Source organism: Sphingomonas sp. QA11 (genome assembly GCF_028473665.1).
Taxonomy (GTDB): Bacteria; Pseudomonadota; Alphaproteobacteria; order Sphingomonadales; family Sphingomonadaceae; genus Sphingomonas; species Sphingomonas phytovorans.
The window spans coordinates 3,400,889-3,418,808 of record NZ_CP098774.1 but is presented as its reverse complement, the minus strand read 5'-3'; the positions used below and the strand labels follow the sequence as shown (position 1 = coordinate 3,418,808).

Here is a 17,920-nt window from a genome sequence, read left to right as displayed (position 1 = left end):
CGTGAAGGCTTGGAGCGGGTAACGGGAATCGAACCCGTGTATTCAGCTTGGAAGGCTGCTGCACTACCATTGTGCTATACCCGCGCTGAGGGGCGAATTACCGGCAAGCGTCGATCCACGCAACCCGCGCCGTTCGCGATTGGTGCCGAAAGCGACAAGCGGCCGCGCGCGGGCTATCCTTCACGGCTTGCTTACCATTCCCGCGCTATTCCCGCGCGATGTTCCATGACGCGTCTCTCGTGACTGCCGCCAAGGCCGATTCGCGGCCCGGATCCGCCGTCAGCACCGGTGTAGGACTGGCTGGCCTGGCCGGGCTGCTCACCTGGGTCGGTATCGCGCGCTGGATCGGCATGGACGGGCCTTATGCAGCCCTGGTCAATGTCGCTGCCTGCGCGCTGCCGATGATCCTGTGGTCGGTGTTCGTCGACAAGGTCCACCGCAATCCCACCACCGGGCTCGACTGGTCGACCGCGAAGCCGTGGCGCGAGACGATCGATGTCAGCCTGACCAAGCTTGCGGGCCTGTGGCTCACCTGGGCCGGCATTGCGCTGATCTATGGCACCGGGCGCTTCTACTGGGAGGGCGATTTCGCCTTTGCCATGGGGTGTTTCGGCGTGGCCGCGCCGATGCTCTTCGTCGCCTCGATTCCCTATATCATCTGGCTGGATCGCTACGCGGTGGAGCCGAAGGACGGCTGCTGGTCACTCGGTGCCTGGCTGATGGGCCTGAACGAGCCGATCGATCGGGAGGCGATCTACAATCATCTGCGCAGCTGGGGCGTGAAGGCGTTCTTCACCGCCTTCATGGTCGCGATCGTGCCCGGCGGCTTCGGCGAATTCATCCGCGCCGACACAAGCCGGCTGCTCCACGATCCCGTCGCGCTGGCGAACTGGCTGATCACCTTCATGTTCACCATCGACGTCGCTTTCGCGACCGTCGGCTATATCGTTGCACTACGCCCGCTCGATTCGCACATCCGCACTGCCAACCCCTATGCGGCGGGCTGGATGGCGGCGCTGATCTGCTACCCGCCCTTCATCCTGATGAGCGATGGCGGCCCGCTCGACTATCATGTCGGCACGGCTGACTGGACTCACTGGTTCCAGGGCCATCCGGTGTTGCTGTCGCTGGTCGGGGCGATCCTGGTCGGGCTCACCGCCATCTACGCCTGGGCGACGATCGCCTTCGGCTTCCGCTTCTCCAACCTGACTCATCGCGGCATCCTGACTCATGGTCCCTATGCCTTTTCGCGCCACCCGGCCTATCTGTCGAAGAACCTGTTCTGGTGGATCTCGACCATCCCTTTCCTGACCACGGGCAGTTTCGTCGACGCTGCCCGCGCCGTGCTGCTGATGTGCGCGGTCAGCGGGGTTTATTACTGGCGGGCGAAGACGGAGGAGCGTCACCTCGGCCTCGATCCGGCCTATCGCGACTATTCCGACTGGATGGCGCGCAATGCCATGGTACCGCGCTTCATCGCTTGGATGCTGGGCAGGCAGGCTTCGGCGCGCGATTGAGACGCCCCCTTTCCCGGAAGAGGGACGGCGAAATTGAATCAGGCGAGCGTTGCAGCGCGCTCTTCCATCAGCGTCCTTTCCCGTTCATTGCGCGCGAGCGCTGCGCCCTTCAGCCACGCATCCCGCGCTTCCCCGGCACGCCCCAACTTGCTCAGGAACTCGGCCCGGACGCTATAAACGAGGTGATAGGTGTCGAGCGCGCCGCCGGCGAGAATGCCGTCGACCAGTGCCAGCCCGACCGCCGGCCCGAACGCCATCGCCTTCGCGACGGCCCGATTGAGGTCCACGACAGGCGAGGGCATTGCCTGATAGAGATCGTCATACCGCGCCGCGATTCCTGCCCAGTCGGTCGCCTCGGCTGTCGGCGCCCGGGCATGGCAGGCGGCGATGCTCGCCTGCAGCGTGTAAGGGCCGGCCGGTGATTGCAGGCGCTCGGCGAGGGCGAGGGCCTTCAACCCGTGCTGGATCAGTACCCGATCCCAGCGCGCCCGATCCTGGTCCAACAGCAATACCGGCGCGCCGTCGCGGCCGATCCGGGTCGGCAGGCGGGATGCTTGCAACTCCATCAGCGCGAGCAGGCCATGTACTTCGGCATCCTTCGGCGCGAGCGCGGCCAGGATCCGGCCCAGCCGCATCGCTTCCTCACACAGGGCGGGGCGGGTCCACGCGTCCTCGGTGGCCGGTGCATAGCCTTCGCTGAAGATCAGGTAGAGGACCTCAAGCACCGAGGAGAGCCGCGCACCGCGTTCCGCCCCGCGTGGCACTTCATAGGCGACATCCGCCCCGGCCAATATCCGCTTGGCCCGCACGATGCGCTGCGCAATGGTCGGTTCGGACGTCAGGAAAGCGCTGGCGATTTCCCCGGTCGAAAGACCGCCGATCAGCCTGAGGGTCAGCGCGACGCGTGCTTCGGTCGACAGCACCGGATGACAGGCGGTGAAGATCAGCGCGAGCAGTTCGTCGCCGATGTCGTCGTCGATCGCCTCAACGATCCCGTCCTCGACCGAGGCGTCGACCGGATCGGCCTCCCTGGCCAGCGCGCGATGCTTTTCGTCGATCATGCGGGATCTGCGGAAACCGTCGATCGCCCGGCGCTTGCCCGCCGCCATCAGCCAGGCGCCGGGGTTGCGTGGCACGCCGTCGGACGGCCATTGCCGCAGTGCCGCTTCAAGTGCTTCCTGCGCCAGTTCCTCGGCCAGCGACAGGTCGCGTGTCAGCCGGGCGAGCCCGGCGATCAGCCTGGCGGACTCGATCCGCCAGACCGTTTCCGCCGCCCGCAAGGCTTCCGCCGTTCCCACTTCCATATTCTAGACGCGGGAACGGCGGAGGCAATCATCCCCGCTCCTGGCCGTAATCGCCGCCCTGGGCACGCATTGCCTCTTCGCGCTCGCGCAGTTCGGGGGTGAGCGCCTCGCCGAAATCCTCGGCATCGAACACGCGCCGGATCTCGATCTCGTGGTGCGCGCCGTCAGTGTTGGGCACGCGGCGAATCCACTCGATCGCCTCGTCCATCGACTTGACCTGCAACAGCCAGAAGCCGGCGATCAGTTCCTTGGTCTCGGCGAACGGCCCGTTGAGCACGCTGGTCTTGCCACCTTCGAACTTCACCCGGGCACCCTTCGAGGACGGATGCAGGCCTTCGCCCGCCAGCAGCAGGCCTGCCTTCATCAGTTCCTCGTTAAAGGCCGTCATCTCGGTCAGCAGTTGCTCGCTCGGCATCACGCCGGCTTCGGTTTCGGCGCTCGCCTTCATGATCACCATCACACGCATCAATAATCTCCTTGGGAGCGATCCCGGGATGATCCATCCCGTCGAAGATACACTCTGCACACGCGTCGAACGAGCCGCGCCGGAATCGACATGGTCGCGAAATTTTTTTCAAAAAATGGTGGTTCTGGTGCGGGGCCGGAAAGGGCTACGTCGTCGACTGATACACCGCGAACGGCAGGAACTGGTGGGAAGCGCACATTGCCGAAAATCTGAAAAGAGGGGCCGCCCATCCATTAGCGACCTAACAGGCCTTTTGCCCGCCGCCACCAAGAGGTCGGGCCGGCTGTATGTGATGGCCTGCCGCCAAGGCGTGCAGCGGGCTGATCGGTAAAGACGACATTGAGTATACCCTTGGTCAAGCCGTCGGGAATTGGGATTATCGCCGAACCGGATTTCTGAAGCACATCATCGATGAACACAGTCACCATAGGGCCGATCGCCCAGACGATAAGATTGTCCGGACTCCACTCTATCTCTCCTAGTCCACGCTGCTCATCGCCTAGGGTTTTCAGGGTGATGGTAGATCGGACCGGGACCTCGAACTCGTCACACCATGGCTCAAGCCAAACTAGAAGTGTGCCCGGTCCGGGATTGCATAGACTCCATTCGTGATCGGTAGCCGTCATCCGCGTCACCATCCCAGATGGCGCAAACGTCCGCAACTTGGGCGATAGCGGCCAGTCCCGGTCATGGGTTCACGAGCTAGAACCGCATCTCGTCATACACCCTGGAGACGTCGCCGCCCCAGGCGCCATGATATTTGTCCAGCAATACCTGCGCCGGCACCTTGCCCGACCGCACGATCTCACGCAGCGGATCGAGGAAGCCGGTCTCGTTGCTGCCGGATGCGTCGAAGCGCGCCCGTGCGGCAAGCCCGGCATTGGCGATGTCGAGCACCTCGCCCGCGATATCGCGCAGCGTGCCGCCGCCCGGGATCGGCGCGTCGAGCGCCAGCCTGGGGACCGAATCGCGCAGCGCCTGTCGCTCCTCGATGGTCCAGCGCTTCACCACGTCCCATGCGGCATCGAGCGCCGTTCCGTCGTAGAGGAGCCCGACCCAGAGCGCAGGCAGGGCGCAGATCCGGCCCCATGGCCCGCCATCAGCGCCGCGCATCTCGAGGAAGGTCTTCAGCCGTACCTCGGGAAAGGCGGTCGAAAGGTGATCATTCCAGTCGTCGAGCGTTGGCAGCTCGCCGGGCAGCACCGACAGCTCGCCCTTCAGGAAATCGCGGAAGCTGAGGCCCGCCGCGTCGATATAGCGGCCGTCGCGATAGACGAAGTACATCGGCACATCGAGCGCATAGTCGGCATAGCGATCATAGCCGAATCCGTCCTCGAACACGAAGGGCAGCATGCCCGTGCGCGCCGGATCGGTGTCGGACCAGATATGGCTGCGATAGCTCAGCATGCCGTTGGGCTTGCCCTCGGTGAAGGGCGAGTTGGCGAACAGCGCGGTCGCCAGCGGCTGAAGCGCGAGCCCGACACGGAACTTCTTCGCCATGTCGGCTTCGGTCTCGTAATCGAGATTGACCTGGATCGTGCAGGTGCGGAGCATCATGTCGAGGCCCATCGTGCCGACGCGCGGCATGTGGCGCAGCATGATGGCGTACCGGCCCTTCGGCATGATCGGCAACTCGGCGCGTGTTTTGTCGGGCCACATGCCGAGGCCGAGGAAACCGATGCCGAACTTGTCGCCGATCGCCTTGACCTGTTCCAGGTGCCGCCCGGTTTCGGCGCAGGTCTCGTGCAGATTGTCGAGCGGCGCACCCGACAGCTCGAACTGGCCCGCCGGCTCCAGGCTGATCGCGCCATCGGCACCGGCGAGCGCGATCACCTTGCCGCCCTCCTCGACCGGATGCCAGCCGAACTCGGTCAGCCCGCCGAGCAGATCGCGGATGCCGCCCGGTTCGTCATAGCTCGGCGCATGATGATCGGAGAGGGAATAGACGAACTTCTCATGTTCGGTGCCGATCCGCCAGCGGTCGACGGGCTTCTCGCCCTTGGCGAAGCTCTGGATGAGTTGGTCGCGGTGCTCGATGACCGCTGCGTTGCTTTTCGAAACGGTCTTCGTGCTCATGCCGCGCATGTAGCGAGCGGAAGGGAGCGACGCTAGAGGGGCCTGACACTCCCTCTCCCCATAGGGGAGAAGGCGAACGAGTCACCAATCCCCCGCCGCCGCCATCCATAGGCTCACCGCCGCCGCAGCAGCCGTGTCCGCCCGCAGGATTCGCGGTCCCAGCCCGATCCCCACCGCGCCGGGCAGCGCTCGAATCGCCTCGCGTTCTTCCGCATCGAAGCCGCCCTCGGGGCCGATGAGGATCGCCGCCGGCCTTCTGGCCGCGCGCATCGCCTCAAGCGCGGGCACGCCGCCCGTCTCGTCTGCAAAGAACAGTGTCCGCTCCGCCGGCCAGTCGCGTAGCAAGGCCGGCAGCTTCACCGTCTCCGCCAGCTCGGGCACCGCGGTCCGCCCGCATTGCTCGGCCGCCTCGATCATATGGGCGCGCAGCCGTTCGGTCTTGGGTCGCTCGACTACCGAGCGCCGTGTAACGACCGGCACCAGCCGTGCGACGCCCAGCTCGCAGGCTTTTTCCGCCATCCAGTCGATCCGTCCCTTTTTCAGCGGCGCGGCGCATAGCCACAGGTCGGGAATTGCCTCGCGCTCGCGCAAGAGCTCGGTTACATCGAGCATCAGGTCACGCTTGTTGACCGCGGTGGCGATGCCGAGCCATTCGCCGCTCTCGCCGTCGAACAGCTTCACCGGATCGCCCGGCTTCGTGCGCATCACCGACAGGAGATAATGAGCCGGCGCGCCCTCGACGCGAAGCTGCACGCCTTTGTGCAGCGGCGTCTCGACGAAGAGCCGGGGGGTCGATTGCGGCGGCCAGGCGGGGGTAGCGGGCATGGTGCATCCCTAGCCTTCGAGCGTCCTTCCGTCACCCCGGACTTGTTCCGGGGACCACCGTGCCGCGTTACCGGCCAGCATCTCTTTTGCGGAACGGTGGATGCCGGAATAAATCCGGCATGACGGTCAGCTAGCCGCTTTCGTCCAAAGATGCGGAGATCGTCACTGGCAGCACGCAACAATGCCACTGACAGACATTGCCGCCGCCGCCGGTCAGGCTACAGAAAGGCCATGACCCCCGCGCCAGAGATCGTCCCCGACACCGAGCATCGCGGCTTGGTCGGCCTGTTGCCGGCCGCTGCGCGCCCGTACGCGCTGCTCGCCCGCTTCGACCGCCCGATCGGCTGGTGGCTGCTCTACTGGCCCTGTGCCTGGGGCGTGGCGCTGTCGGGCAATGCGCAAGGCGACTGGTGGCTGCTGCTCTGGCTGCTGGCCGGGGCGATCGCGATGCGCGGTGCGGGCTGCGTCTATAACGACATCGCCGACCGCAAGCTCGACGCCAGCGTCGAGCGCACGCGCAACCGTCCTCTCGCCAGCGGCCAGGTGTCGGTGCATGCTGCGTGGCTCTGGCTGTTCGCGCTGGTGGCGATCGGCTTCGCGGTGTGGTGGCACATCAACATCTACGCCAAGGGCCTCGCGCTGCTCACCCTGCCGCTGGTCGCGATCTATCCTTTCATGAAGCGCATCACCTGGTGGCCTCAGCTCTGGCTCGGGCTTGTGTTTGGCTCGGGTGCGGTGGTCGGCTTCGCGGCGGCCGAGGCCGTGATGTTCGAGATGCGCTGGTGGAATCTCATCCTGGCGATGGTCCTGCTCTATGCTGGCGCCATCGCCTGGGTGGTCGGCTACGACACCATCTATGCCATTCAGGACAAGGAGGGCGACGCGCTGGTCGGCATCCGTTCCTCCGCGCGCCGGATGGGCAGCCGCGTGCGCGAGGGGGTTGCGATCCTTTATCTGGTCGCGCTGGGTTTCTGGGCCGCCGCCTTCTGGCAGGTCCGCCCCGATCCGCTCGCGCTCGTCGCGCTTTTCCCGGTCGCGCTTCACTTCGCCTGGCAGGTCGCGACGCTCGGTCCGGACGATGGCGACAACGCGCTGGCCCGGTTCCGCTCGAACCGTTTCGCCGGCTTCCTGATGTTCTGCGCCTGTTTTGTCGTGGGAGTCTCGTCGGCGCTTTGACGTTCGGCCCCGGCGTGCCTAAGTCCGCGCCATGCTTACCGTAGATCAGGCGCGAGACCGCGCTCAGGATATCGTCGCCCGCGCCAAGGCCGCGGGAGCTGATGCCGCCGATGCCGTCTTCGCTGACGATACCTCGCTCGATGTGTCGGTCCGCCTCGGCGCGCTCGAGGATGTCGGACGTTCGGAAAATGCCGAGCTTGGCCTGCGCGTGTTTGTCGGCCGCCGTTCGGCCAGCGTCTCCACCTCGGACCTGTCACTCGCCGCGATCACCACGCTTGCCGAGCGCGCCGTCGCGATGGCGCGCGAGGCGCCCGAGGATGCCTGGGCCGGGCTCGCCCCGGAAAGCCGCCTGCTCCATGGAGCGCCGCCGCAGCTCGATCTCGACGATGGCGGTGTGGTGTCGCCCGAGGCGCTGAAGGAAGCTGCCCTGGCCGCCGAGGATGCGGCGCGCGCGGTCGCCGGAGTCTCCAACAGCGAAGGTGGCGGCGCCAGCGCGTCCCGCGCCGTCTGGGCGCTTGCCACCAGCCACGGGTTTGCCGGTGCCTATGCCGCGACCGGCTATGGCCTGTCGGCCAGCGTGCTGGCCGGATCGGGCGGCGACATGGTCCGCGACTATGCGCATCATTCAGCGCGTCACCGTCACAAGCTCGAGGATGCCGTCACGATCGGCACACGCGCCGGCGAACGGGCTGTCGCCCGGCTCAACCCCGGCCGGCTCGCCAGCGGCGCGATGCCGGTGGTGTTCGACCCGCGCGTCGGATCGAGCCTGCTCGGCCATCTGATCGGTGCCATCTCGGGCCAGGCCATTTCGCGCAAGACCAGCTTCCTCCTCGAATCGCTCGGCACGCAGATCTTCCCGAGCGGCGTCACGGTCTGCGACGATCCGCATCGTCCGCAGGGACTGCGCTCGCGGCCGTTCGATGGCGAGGGGCTGCCCGTTTCGCCGGTAGAGATCGTTTCGCACGGCATGCTGGAGAACTGGCTGCTCGACAGCGCTTCGGCGCGCCAGCTTGGCCTCGAGCCGACCGGTCACGCAACGCGCGGGGCGGGGGGCAGCCCCGGCGTCTCGACCAGCAACATGCATCTCTGCGCCGGCGCGATGCCGCCCGAAACGCTGATCGCCGATATCAAACGCGGCGTGTTCGTCACTGAGTTGATCGGCATGGGCGTCAACGGCGTGACCGGCGACTATAGCCGCGGTGCGGCCGGTTTTCTGATCGAGGATGGTGAGATCACCACGCCGGTCGCCGAATTCACCATCGCGGGCAATCTGAAGGACATGTTCCTCAACCTCACCCCGGCCAATGACCTTATCTTCCGCTACGGTACCAACGTGCCCACGCTCCGCGTCGAGGGCATGACGGTGGCGAGTGGCTGAAACCCTCGCCGACGCAGTCGCGGGGATCGCCGCCGAAGCGGGCGCGCTGGCCCTCGCCAAATGGCGTACTGACTTCAGGCGATGGGAAAAGAGCCCAGGCAACCCGGTATGCGACGTCGATCTCGAGGTCGACGCGCTGCTCCACCAGCGCCTCTCCGCATTGCTACCCGATGCCGGCTGGCTGTCGGAGGAAACGGTCGACAATGCCGATCGGCTGTCGCAGCCGCGGCTCTGGGTGGTCGATCCGATCGACGGCACCCGTGACTATATCCGTGGGCGCGAGGGCTGGGCCGTCTCGATCGCTCTGGTCGAGAATGGCCAGCCGTCGATCGGCGTGCTCGACGCGCCCGCGCGCGGTGAAGTCTGGCGGACAGTGGCAGGCGAGGGCGCGACGCTCAACGACCTGCCGATCCATGCCGGAGACCGCGCGCTCTTTGCCGGTGCGCGCGTGCCGACCGACAGCCTGCCCAGGGTCGACAGCGACCTGGTCGCGGTCGCCAAGCCCAATTCGATCGCGCTGCGCATCGCGATGGTCGCCGCCGGCGAGGCCGATCTGGTCGCGACGCTACGCTGGGGCTATGAATGGGATATCGCCGCCGCGATCCTGATCGCGGCGGAGGCGGGTGCGACGGTCAGCGACGCCTTCGGCAAGCCGCTCTTCTTCAACACACCCAGCGCCCAGGCCTTCGGCGTGCTGGCAACGACTCCCGGTATTCACGCGGCCGCGGTCGATCGCCTGGCCGACCGTGCACGAGCGCTTGCGATAAAATAATTCTACCCTGGACCGATCGTCGGGACAGCAGCCCTATTGCGACGTTCTGATCAGCTCGACGATGTCGAAATCATGGCTCTCCCATCCGCGATTGACCCCGGCGTCGAGGGCTGCGGTCCGTTTCTTCCTCGCCTCGGCAAGCGACTTGGTATGGCCCCAGAACACCTCGGTCCTGCCGCCGCCGAGATGAGCGACGATCCGCCAGTAATGTGTGAACTCGACCGCGGTCGGCCCGATCGTCTTGACATAGCCGTCCGGCAAGGTCGCGGTCAGCAGGTATTTCTTCTTCGCCACGCGTGCCTCAGCCTTCCAGCAGATCGAACGCCGCGCGCGCCATCGTCTGCCCGTTGACGATCAGCTCCACCGCATGGGTGCCCGGGTAATGCCGGCGCGTGCTGAAATCCTTGATCGTCTGTCGGATGCCGAGTGTAACTGCCTCGCCTGCCCCGAGATCGAAGGTCCTGAGCTTGAATACCTTGGCGGCGCTCTTTCTCGCGGCCCGCGCGTAATGGATTCGGTAATCGACCACCAGGCGCTCGGTGCCGGGCGCGTTCGAGACAATGTCCGCCGAGATCGCGATCGCATCGCCGAGTTTCACTGCCTGGGGTACGACCGAAAAGCGCCGCACCTCTGCCGCGGCGCCGTGTCCCACGCCGATCAGTGCCAGAGCGCGCGCGTCTCCCTGCTTGATCAGCGTGCGCAGCGCATGGCGGATGATCCATGCCGTTCGGCCGTCGTCCCGCGGCCACTGCGTGAGCCGGTCGACCAGCCAGTCCGGCCGATCCTTGGCGATGTCGTTCAGATGGTTGGCGACCGATTTGCGGACATAGGCGCTCGGATCGCGCTTCAACGCTTCCAGGATGGGCGCCGCCAGCGTGGGATCGGCCTTGAGTACCGGCACCGGCGCCGCCCAGGGCAGGCGCGGCCGGCTGCCTTCGCTGGCGAGCCGCCGGACATGCTCGTCGTCATGGCGGCTCCATTGGGCCATGACGGCGAGGGTGCGCGCGCTGTCCTGCGCCAGGAAGGGGCGGATCGCGAATTCGGCGGTGCCGAAGCGGGTCAGGTCGGCCAGCGCATCCATCGACGTTTCGACGTCGGCCAGGCCATGCCGGGCGACGAATTCGGTCACGGCGACCGCCTGGAAACCATGGGTCAGCCGTGGTGCCATCGCACGGACGATCTCGATCGCACGCCCATAGTCGGCGGGTAGCGCCGTGGAGAGGGCGTCGGCGATGTGGCGCACCCGTTCCATGATCGACAGGGTATCGAGCCCGTCCGATGCCGCCTGCAAAAAGGCGGCGCGATCGAAACGCCGCGAAACCAGCGCGCCGGCGTCGGCGATCGTGGCGAGCGCCTGCGGTCCGAGTATGTCCTTGAGGAGCGGGGGCGTCTCGCTTGTCATCGCACTATTTGCCCCCCGTTCGGCGTTCCAGCATGCCGGGGCATATAGCGCGGTTGCGCCGGGCTGCCATGATATCGGCATCCTGCATTCGGCGGAACGGCATTTCCGGGCACGCCGAAGCCCGGCGGGCAGGTAGGGGCACGGATGTCAGCCGCGCATGGCCGGTCCACCGGTAAGCCTTGTCGAGGACCGCGACGCTGACACATCAGCGTCGTGACCATTGACCGTTGCCAGTATTGCCGGGCCGGCGCGGCGGGCCATGACGCGATTGCGCCCGCCCTGCTTCGCATCGTAGAGCGCGGCATCGGCTGCCGCGAGCAGCCGCTCGGCGGCATCGCCGCGAAGCTTCCCGATATGACCGATGCCGATGCTGACGGTAACCCGGCCGCCCGGCGCCGGGGAGGCAAGATCGAGCTGTTCTATCGCCATACGCATCCTTTCCGCCAGCACGGCCGCCTCTGACGGGTCGGTCGACGGAAGGATGACGGCGAACTCCTCCCCGCCGAACCGGGCGACCATGTCGGAACCGCGCATGGCGCAGCCGGCCAGCGCCTGCGCTACAGCACGGAGCCTCTGGTCTCCGACCGGATGGCCGAAGCTGTCGTTGAGCAGCTTGAAATGGTCGATGTCTATCATCAGCAGGGCCAGTCCCGTGCCGCCCCGCCCGGCGCGTGCCCATTCGAGGCGAAGGCGTTCGTCGAATTCGCGCCGGTTCGACAGGCCGGTCAGCGCGTCAAGTCTGGACAGGCGCTCGAGCGCATCGCGCTCGTCGAAGCCGCGCATCTGGACCAGTATGTTGCGAAGGCCATAGCCAAGCGTTGCTGCGACGAAGCCCGCGATCGCCAGAGCCGGATGGTCAGGGACGAGCAGCGCCGACACCATGAGCAGCGTCGCCGGGAGCATCAGGGGGCTGCCCGCGCGAACGGTCCGCTCGAGCGTACGCATGACGGCCATTGGCCTCGTATCCGGGGCATGGTGCCGAAGGGCAAGCGCGATGAGCAGGAGGAAGGGCAGATCGATCAGCGGATCGACCAGACTCCCATAGTCCGACTCCATCTGGAAATGATTGATGTAGAATGCGGCCGCGAGATATGCCCAGGCGAACAGGGCCGCGGCCCGGAAGAAGGCGCGTCGCGGCGGATCGCTGCAGGCCAGGAAGCGGATCAGGGCGAAGGCCGCGATGAACAGATTCTCGATGTCGAACATCAGGCGCAGGTTGAGCACGCCGTTGGTGTTCGCCCCGGTCGGGCCTGCGAATTCGAGCGTATACACGAAGAACAGATAGCCGAGCGTGAGCGCGAGCGCCCCGTCGACCAGGCGGACATGCCACGATTCCTGGTCCGGGCTCGCGACGGTGAAGAGGATCGGCACGCCGTACAGGACGAACAGGAGCATGCTCAGCAAGGTGATCCCGCTCGTGTTCTGCAGCAGCAACGCGCTCGCCATGTTCGCGCCCATCCCGCCGGCCCAGAGCAGCATCGCGAACCCGAGCGCCGTCCAGCCGCCGGTCGCGCGGTCACGTCGCGCACGGTACAGGCAGGCAGCCCCCGCCAGCAACGGCGCCAGGATGAGGAAGACGAGGGAAAATAGCTGTGCGCGATTGCCGGCCAATGCGATCGACAGGGCGTGGGCGACGAGGAAGAGCAGCGGGAAGACGACACCGATCCTGCGCATCGCTGCACCGGGTTCGACGATGGCGCTGCTCCTCGCGGCTCCGGTGGTGTATGACGGCGTCTCCATTACGCATCCCGTCTGGCTTTCGCCCTGACGATGATGGCACGATGGTGGTTATCAAAGGATGCATGCCGGACGACGCCTGGGGATCGTCGAATGCGGTCGCCGCCGTCGGCCGCTATCCTTGAAGCCCGTCATCCCGATATTTGATCTCGAGGAATCGGCCCCGCGTCGCGAGCAGGTTGAGATCCCCTTCGGCGAGTTGCGCCGACATCTGGCCGATCTCCTGCTCGATCACCTTCAGCCCTTCGGCGAGTTGCGCGTCGGGGGTCTTGCCGTTGCGTTCCACGCCGCGCAAAGGTTGGGGCACCTTGGCATAGTCGCGGATCAGCTCGGGCAGCTGCTCGCCGACCAGCTTGCGGATTTCCGCCGCCGCCGGTTCGCGTTCGTCAAGCGCGGCGAGTTGCGGCGCAAGCGTTTCGAGCTGGACGCCGATGCCGTCGACCAACGTCTGCGCCGGTGCGGGAAGGGCGGGGCGCTGGGTTTCGAGCCATTGCTCGGTCTTGAGCGGCAAGGCCTTCAGCGGCACCTCGACCAGCTTCTCCGCCTTGACCGGGGCCTCGAGCGAAACGAAGGCGATCAGCAGCGTCACCGCCGCCAGCAGCGCGAAGACCAGCAGGGCACCGCCCATGCCGATCGGCGTGAACCAGCCGAACACGATCGTTGCGATGATGATCGCCAGATCGGCGGTGACGATCAGCCCGGCCCGCTTGGCCAGGCCAGTGCCGCGCCGCCGACGCTTGCGCTGCATCATAGCCTGGTCGCGCCGTTCGTTGAGGAACTGCGTCGTCCTGGCGATCTGGCGATCGACGTCGGTCATTTACACGGCTTCCAGCTTGAAGGTTTCGCCCCCACTGCCCGCATTCTGCGCCGCGCCCTCGGCCCGGGCGATATAGCCTTTCGACTTCTCGACCTCGTTGCCCAGCACGTTGACCGTTGTCTTCATCGAATCGAGCGCCTTCAGCTTGAAGGTGTCGATCGCGTCCATCGTATCATAGATATTCTGGAAGGCGCGCTGCAGCGTTTCGATCGGGATGGTGGCGCTTGCCGCCTGCTCGTGGATCGTCGCGGTCTGGCTCTTCAGCAGCTTTCCGGTCGAATCGATGATGTTGGCGGTCGTGGTGTTCAGCGCGGTGATCTGCTCGAGCACCAGCTTCTGGTTGGTCAGCGCCTGCGCCACCGTCACCGCGGTGCGCAGTGCGGTGACCGTGGTGGTCGAGGCACGGTCGACGCCCTTCACCAGCTCGACATTGTTCTTCTTGACGAGGTCGAGCGCGAGATAGCCCTGCACTGTCACCGCCATCTGGGTCAGCAGGTCCTGGGTGCGCTGGCGTACATAGAAAAGCGCTGTCTCGCGGATTGCCTTCGCCTTGGCCGGATCGGTGTGATCCAGCTCGTTGGCTTTCTCCTCGAGCCGCTCGTCCATCGTCTTCGACAGCACGATCATCTGTTCGAGCCGGCCCATCGCGGTCCACAGGTTCGAACGCTCGACGTCGATCGCCGCATTGTCCATCAGCAGCTCGTCCTTGCCGCTGCCAAGGCTCTTCAGGATCGACGCGATATGGTTCTGCGAGCTTTTATAGCCGTCGAAATAATTGCGCATCGAATTGCCGAACGGGATGATCCCGAACAGCTTCTTGGGCGCGAGGAGGTTGCCCTTCTTGCCCGGATCGAGATCCTCGATCGTCCGCCGTAACTCGGCCAGGTCGGCGCCCACGCCTGATTCCTGGTCCATCGCCTTGACCGGCCGGTCGAGGAAGCGGTTCGATTGCCCGGCCGCCTCGCGGATCTCCTTCTGGCCCATGGCGCTGATCGCATCGACCCGCTTGCCGAATTCGGGCGAATTCACGTCCTGCGCGACTAGGTCGTCGATGAAGGTCTCGACCCGTGCCTGAAGCTGGGTGCGCTTGGTATCGTCGACCGGTACCAGGCCCACGGCCTTTTCCGGCGCGACCGCGGGGACCGGGTCGGGCGGGGTCAGCACCAGATCGGTGGTCGCGGTCTCAGTCTGGGTCGCCATCACTCTCTCCACGCAATCTCCGCCCTAGATGACGGCGATTCGAACGCGCTTCAAGTGTATCATTCAACTATAACACTTGTCACGATGCGACAGGGTAGCGGAAAAATGGTGCGCGATCGATCCCGGGTGAGTCGAGTGACTGATGCTGGATGGAGCCGACAAGTGGCAAAGCTCGTTTTCGGGCGCCACGCGCCGAAGACTTGTTGCTGGAGCGGGTGTGATATATATCATTGATATATAGCAGGCTGAGGCGACGCCCGATGACCGATATGGCGAAAATCTTCTGGAGCGGGCGCAGCCAGGCAGTGCGCTTGCCCAAGGAATACCGTCTGGAGGGCAAGATGGTCCATATCAGTCGCGAGGGTCGCAAGCTGATCCTCGAGCCGATCGAGGAGGATGGATGGGCGTGGCTTGATCGACTCGAACCGCTCGATCAGGACGCGGTCACGGCGGCATTGGCGCGCCCCGGATCGGAGGCGGACCTGCTGGACGATGACGTCCGCTTAGACTGATGGGCTATTCGCTCGACAGCAATATCGTCATCGCGCTGATGGCGCGCGACCCTGCGGTGCGATCGCGGATCGTGGCGCAGGAGCCAGGCTTGATCTTCATATCGAGCATCGTCCTTCACGAATTGATGTTCGGGGCGTTCAACAGCCAGCGGGTCGAGGCGAATCTGGAAAGGCTTGAACGGCTCGCTTTTCCACTTCTCCTGTTCGACGAGGCGGACGCTCGTGCCGCCGGCGATATTCGAGCGGCGTTGAAGCGGCTGGGCACGCCGATCGGAACGCTCGACACCCTGATCGCAGGGCAAGCGCGCGCGCGCGATCTGATCGTCGTGACGGCGAACCGTCGCGAATTCGAACGTGTGGAAGGGCTGGCGATCGAGGATTGGACTGCCGCCTGACCGGCAGATACCTCTGGATCAGGTGTGCGGTACCGTCAGATACTGCATCGCGCCGATATCGTTACCCTCGGTATCAAGGAACCGGATCAACGCGCCGACGGTCGGAATGATGCCCTTGGCATAGGTGATCGTCCCGCCATTGGCCTCGACCAGCGCGGCGACCGCGTCGACATCGTCGACCGCGAAGGTGGGCTCGACCCCGTTCAGGCCCTCGCCGGTACATGGCGTATGCCGGGCATGCATCAGTCCTTGGACACCAGGCGACGCCTCGCTGCCGGTATGGATCAGATAGAAGTCCGGCGGACCCCAGGGTTCGAATTCCCAGCCGAACACGGCCTCGTAGAAAGCGCGGGCATGATCCAGATCGTCGACATGGATGGCGAAGGAGGCGAGGTTGGCTGGCATGCACATATCCTGGGTCGCTGGCGCGTGAGCCGCAATAGCGCTATTCTGCCAATGAATGTCGCAAAAGCGTCGTACCGCGGCCGACGAGCCCTATCTGGTGGTGCGTAGCAGCGCCTCCGATCTCGCGCCTGGCCAGGTGATCCGCGAGCATGCGCATGACTGGCATCAACTCATCCACGCGACCAGCGGCGTCCTGATGATCGCGACCGGTGGCGGCTCCTGGGTGGTGCCGCCGAGCTGGGGTGTCTGGGTGCCAGCCGGGGTGCGCCACGCGATCCGCGCGTCCGGGCACAGCGCGTTCCGGACGGTCTATGTCGCACCGGGATGCATGCCGGATCTGCCGGAGGCGTGCACCGCCGTCACCGTCTCTCCGCTGTTGCGCGAGCTGATCCTGCGTATCGTCGCGATCGGCATGGCCGACCGGCGTGACACCATCGAATCCGCGCTCGCCATCCTGCTGCTCGATGAACTGCGTCGTGCGCCGGTCCCGCCCTTCAGCCTGCCGGAGCCGCGTTCCGACGCGACTCGCCGGGCCGCTGAATGGCTCTTCCTGGGCGGGGCAGAGGCGCGAATCCCCGGGATCGCCCGCGCCATCGGCCTAAGCGTCCGCGCGCTGGAGCGGCGCTTCGTCGCCGAGACGGGCATGAGCCTCGGCCGCTGGCGCCGTCAGGGAGCGCTGCTCGCCTCGCTCGAACGTCTCGGCGCAGGGGCCAGCGTCAAATAGGCTGCCGCCATCGCCGGCTATGCCGCGCCAAGCGCCTTCATCGCTGCCTTCCGGGCGCAGTTCGGGATCACGCCGGCGCGATATTTCGCACCGGTGTGATCCTCTATCGCGGCGTGGTGGTCGTATGGATCGCCGCGAGCACGCCTGGAATCCAGCGATCCCCGTTGCGCAGCCGGAACGTATTGGCATAACCCCAGGCGCAGCTCTGCACGCCGACCGAGGCATAGGCGGCTGAGATTGTGCCGTAATAGTTGATCCGCTCGTTCACGGGCACACCGGCCACGTCATTCGCGCCATATTCACCGACGAACGGCACTCGCCCGGTCCGCGCGATATAGTCGCGCACCGTCTGCAGGTTGCGATTGATCTCGGCAATGTCGGCGGCGGTGCCGAAGGCCCGCCCGAGTGGCGGGGCCGGCGTCACCCATGTGGCACCCTGATGGGTAAAGGCGAACGGATCGTAATAGTGGAAGGTCGGGACGACATTCGGGTCGGCCGGCATCGGCAAGGTTGCGAGCGAATTGATATTGCTCCAGCCTTCGCCGCCGATGATGACCGGCCGGACCGGGTTGGTCGCGCGGATCTGGGCAAGCGCAGGCCCGATGATCGCGGGCAGCTTCGCATTGGTCAGGTTGGTATTCGGCTCGTTGATCAGCTCGAACCAGACGGTCGCCGGTGCGGTGGCGAATTCGGCGGCGATCTGTTTCCATAGCCCGGCGAAGCGCGCCGCATTGGCGTCGGGCGCAGCCATCAGTTCGTCGTAATTGTGCAGGTCGACGATCACGTTGAGTCCCGCTGTCGTGGCGAGACCGACGACATGCCGCACCCGGGCCATGAACGCTGCATCGATCGTGTAGGGCGCGGCGATGGCGGCATGACCGGAGAAACGGACCGGCAGGCGTACGCTGGCGAATCCCGCTGCCTTGATGATGGTGAAATCGTCGTCGGCGATCGCTCGACCCCAGTCACCTTCGTTCGGTGCTTCGAGATGATTGCCCATGTTGACGCATTTGCCCAGCGGCAGCGCGATGCCGACGGTGGGAATTGCTGCCGCGACGGGTGTATAGGATGCGGCAGGTGTCGGAGCCGGTGTCGAAGAAGGGGATGGTGAGGGAGTTGGGGCAGCCGTTGCGGTGGCGTCGCTGCCGCAACCGGCGATGGACAGTCCCAGTGCGCAGGCGACCATCAGGCTTCGCTTCATTGAATCTCTCCCG

General features: G+C 65.6%; 18 protein-coding genes and 1 tRNA gene. 7 read left to right on the top strand and 12 right to left on the bottom strand.

What is annotated here, in order from left to right; all coding sequences use genetic code 11:
* Window positions 1–10: 10 nt before the first annotated feature.
* A tRNA-Gly gene (locus NDN01_RS15895) sits at window positions 11–84 on the bottom strand.
* Window positions 85–218: 134 nt separating this feature from the next.
* On the opposite strand from NDN01_RS15895, the gene NDN01_RS15890 reads away from it, so the two are divergent.
* Window positions 219–1,517 (top strand): methyltransferase family protein, encoded by a 1,299-nt coding sequence (locus tag NDN01_RS15890; protein WP_272622734.1) that lies wholly within the window; start codon window positions 219–221, stop codon window positions 1,515–1,517.
* A 38-nt stretch (window positions 1,518–1,555) separates the two neighbouring features.
* On the opposite strand, the gene NDN01_RS15885 is transcribed toward NDN01_RS15890, so the two are convergent.
* The 4 genes from NDN01_RS15885 to NDN01_RS15870 form a co-directional block, all read right to left on the bottom strand.
* The gene (locus NDN01_RS15885) at window positions 1,556–2,815 is read right to left on the bottom strand and encodes an RNA polymerase sigma factor (protein WP_272622733.1); all 1,260 of its coding nucleotides are present in this window, start codon (window positions 2,813–2,815) and stop codon (window positions 1,556–1,558) included.
* 34 nt (window positions 2,816–2,849) lie between these two features.
* Window positions 2,850–3,287 (bottom strand): YciI family protein, encoded by a 438-nt coding sequence (locus NDN01_RS15880; protein ID WP_272622732.1) that lies wholly within the window; start codon window positions 3,285–3,287, stop codon window positions 2,850–2,852.
* Window positions 3,288–3,989: 702 nt separating this feature from the next.
* A complete protein-coding gene (locus NDN01_RS15875) occupies window positions 3,990–5,363 on the bottom strand; it encodes a glutamate--cysteine ligase (protein ID WP_272622731.1) in 1,374 nt (457 codons plus the stop codon).
* 81 nt (window positions 5,364–5,444) lie between these two features.
* A complete protein-coding gene (locus tag NDN01_RS15870) occupies window positions 5,445–6,188 on the bottom strand; it encodes a 16S rRNA (uracil(1498)-N(3))-methyltransferase (RefSeq protein WP_272622730.1) in 744 nt (247 codons plus the stop codon).
* Window positions 6,189–6,419: 231 nt separating this feature from the next.
* Between NDN01_RS15870 and ubiA the strand changes: the two genes are divergently transcribed.
* The 3 genes from ubiA to NDN01_RS15855 are packed head-to-tail and all read left to right on the top strand — an operon-like array spanning window position 6,420 to window position 9,514.
* Entirely contained in the window at window positions 6,420–7,364 is a 945-nt protein-coding gene (gene ubiA / locus NDN01_RS15865) for a 4-hydroxybenzoate octaprenyltransferase (RefSeq protein ID WP_272622729.1), read from the top strand.
* 31 nt (window positions 7,365–7,395) lie between these two features.
* The gene (locus NDN01_RS15860) at window positions 7,396–8,742 is read left to right on the top strand and encodes a TldD/PmbA family protein (RefSeq protein ID WP_272622728.1); all 1,347 of its coding nucleotides are present in this window, start codon (window positions 7,396–7,398) and stop codon (window positions 8,740–8,742) included.
* Window positions 8,735–9,514, top strand: coding sequence for a 3'(2'),5'-bisphosphate nucleotidase CysQ (locus NDN01_RS15855; protein WP_272622727.1), 780 nt, complete (start codon window positions 8,735–8,737; stop codon window positions 9,512–9,514). The genes NDN01_RS15860 and NDN01_RS15855 overlap by 8 nt, the downstream gene beginning before the upstream one ends.
* Window positions 9,515–9,547: 33 nt before the next feature.
* Here NDN01_RS15855 and NDN01_RS15850 read toward each other — a convergent pair whose 3' ends face one another.
* The 5 genes from NDN01_RS15850 to NDN01_RS15830 all read right to left on the bottom strand — a co-directional run bounded on the left by NDN01_RS15850 (window position 9,548) and on the right by NDN01_RS15830 (window position 14,670).
* Complete coding sequence (locus NDN01_RS15850; protein WP_272622726.1) at window positions 9,548–9,808, bottom strand: hypothetical protein; 261 nt, start codon at window positions 9,806–9,808, stop codon at window positions 9,548–9,550.
* A 7-nt stretch (window positions 9,809–9,815) separates the two neighbouring features.
* Window positions 9,816–10,916, bottom strand: a complete 1,101-nt coding sequence (locus NDN01_RS15845) for a DNA alkylation repair protein (protein WP_272622725.1) — start codon at window positions 10,914–10,916, stop codon at window positions 9,816–9,818.
* A 147-nt stretch (window positions 10,917–11,063) separates the two neighbouring features.
* Complete coding sequence (locus NDN01_RS15840; protein WP_272622724.1) at window positions 11,064–12,656, bottom strand: GGDEF domain-containing protein; 1,593 nt, start codon at window positions 12,654–12,656, stop codon at window positions 11,064–11,066.
* Window positions 12,657–12,768: 112 nt separating this feature from the next.
* On the bottom strand, window positions 12,769–13,470 hold the full coding sequence (locus NDN01_RS15835; RefSeq protein ID WP_272622723.1) for a hypothetical protein: 702 nt from the start codon (window positions 13,468–13,470) through the stop codon (window positions 12,769–12,771).
* Window positions 13,471–14,670, bottom strand: a complete 1,200-nt coding sequence (locus tag NDN01_RS15830; protein ID WP_272622722.1) for a toxic anion resistance protein — start codon at window positions 14,668–14,670, stop codon at window positions 13,471–13,473.
* A 260-nt stretch (window positions 14,671–14,930) separates the two neighbouring features.
* Here NDN01_RS15830 and NDN01_RS15825 point away from each other — a divergent pair, with 260 nt between their 5' ends.
* The gene (locus NDN01_RS15825) at window positions 14,931–15,182 is read left to right on the top strand and encodes an antitoxin (protein ID WP_272622721.1); all 252 of its coding nucleotides are present in this window, start codon (window positions 14,931–14,933) and stop codon (window positions 15,180–15,182) included.
* Window positions 15,182–15,577 carry a type II toxin-antitoxin system VapC family toxin gene (locus NDN01_RS15820; protein WP_272622720.1) on the top strand — a complete coding sequence of 132 codons (396 nt, stop codon included), beginning with the start codon at window positions 15,182–15,184 and terminating at the stop codon, window positions 15,575–15,577. Before NDN01_RS15825 ends, NDN01_RS15820 begins: the two co-directional genes overlap by 1 nt.
* Window positions 15,578–15,595: 18 nt before the next feature.
* On the opposite strand, the gene NDN01_RS15815 is transcribed toward NDN01_RS15820, so the two are convergent.
* On the bottom strand, window positions 15,596–15,982 hold the full coding sequence (locus NDN01_RS15815) for a VOC family protein (protein WP_272622719.1): 387 nt from the start codon (window positions 15,980–15,982) through the stop codon (window positions 15,596–15,598).
* A 55-nt stretch (window positions 15,983–16,037) separates the two neighbouring features.
* Here NDN01_RS15815 and NDN01_RS15810 point away from each other — a divergent pair, with 55 nt between their 5' ends.
* Window positions 16,038–16,706, top strand: coding sequence for an AraC family transcriptional regulator (locus NDN01_RS15810; RefSeq protein WP_272622718.1), 669 nt, complete (start codon window positions 16,038–16,040; stop codon window positions 16,704–16,706).
* 103 nt (window positions 16,707–16,809) lie between these two features.
* Here NDN01_RS15810 and NDN01_RS15805 read toward each other — a convergent pair whose 3' ends face one another.
* Complete coding sequence (locus tag NDN01_RS15805) at window positions 16,810–17,907, bottom strand: glycoside hydrolase family 5 protein (RefSeq protein WP_272622717.1); 1,098 nt, start codon at window positions 17,905–17,907, stop codon at window positions 16,810–16,812.
* Window positions 17,908–17,920: the final 13 nt, after the last annotated feature.

Excerpts from the sequence above, each read along its gene's own strand:
- NDN01_RS15890 (WP_272622734.1), top strand. The coding sequence starts at position 219 with ATGTTCCATGACGCGTCTCTCGTGACTGCCGCCAAGGCCGATTCGCGG.
- NDN01_RS15880 (WP_272622732.1), bottom strand. The coding sequence starts at position 3,287 with ATGCGTGTGATGGTGATCATGAAGGCGAGCGCCGAAACCGAAGCCGGC.
- NDN01_RS15875 (WP_272622731.1), bottom strand. The coding sequence starts at position 5,363 with ATGAGCACGAAGACCGTTTCGAAAAGCAACGCAGCGGTCATCGAGCAC.
- NDN01_RS15870 (WP_272622730.1), bottom strand. The coding sequence starts at position 6,188 with ATGCCCGCTACCCCCGCCTGGCCGCCGCAATCGACCCCCCGGCTCTTC.
- ubiA (WP_272622729.1), top strand. The coding sequence starts at position 6,420 with ATGACCCCCGCGCCAGAGATCGTCCCCGACACCGAGCATCGCGGCTTG.
- NDN01_RS15860 (WP_272622728.1), top strand. The coding sequence starts at position 7,396 with ATGCTTACCGTAGATCAGGCGCGAGACCGCGCTCAGGATATCGTCGCC.
- NDN01_RS15845 (WP_272622725.1), bottom strand. The coding sequence starts at position 10,916 with ATGACAAGCGAGACGCCCCCGCTCCTCAAGGACATACTCGGACCGCAG.
- NDN01_RS15840 (WP_272622724.1), bottom strand. The coding sequence starts at position 12,656 with ATGGAGACGCCGTCATACACCACCGGAGCCGCGAGGAGCAGCGCCATC.
- NDN01_RS15835 (WP_272622723.1), bottom strand. The coding sequence starts at position 13,470 with ATGACCGACGTCGATCGCCAGATCGCCAGGACGACGCAGTTCCTCAAC.
- NDN01_RS15830 (WP_272622722.1), bottom strand. The coding sequence starts at position 14,670 with ATGGCGACCCAGACTGAGACCGCGACCACCGATCTGGTGCTGACCCCG.
- NDN01_RS15825 (WP_272622721.1), top strand. The coding sequence starts at position 14,931 with ATGACCGATATGGCGAAAATCTTCTGGAGCGGGCGCAGCCAGGCAGTG.
- NDN01_RS15820 (WP_272622720.1), top strand. The coding sequence starts at position 15,182 with ATGGGCTATTCGCTCGACAGCAATATCGTCATCGCGCTGATGGCGCGC.
- NDN01_RS15815 (WP_272622719.1), bottom strand. The coding sequence starts at position 15,982 with ATGCCAGCCAACCTCGCCTCCTTCGCCATCCATGTCGACGATCTGGAT.
- NDN01_RS15810 (WP_272622718.1), top strand. The coding sequence starts at position 16,038 with ATGTCGCAAAAGCGTCGTACCGCGGCCGACGAGCCCTATCTGGTGGTG.
- NDN01_RS15805 (WP_272622717.1), bottom strand. The coding sequence starts at position 17,907 with ATGAAGCGAAGCCTGATGGTCGCCTGCGCACTGGGACTGTCCATCGCC.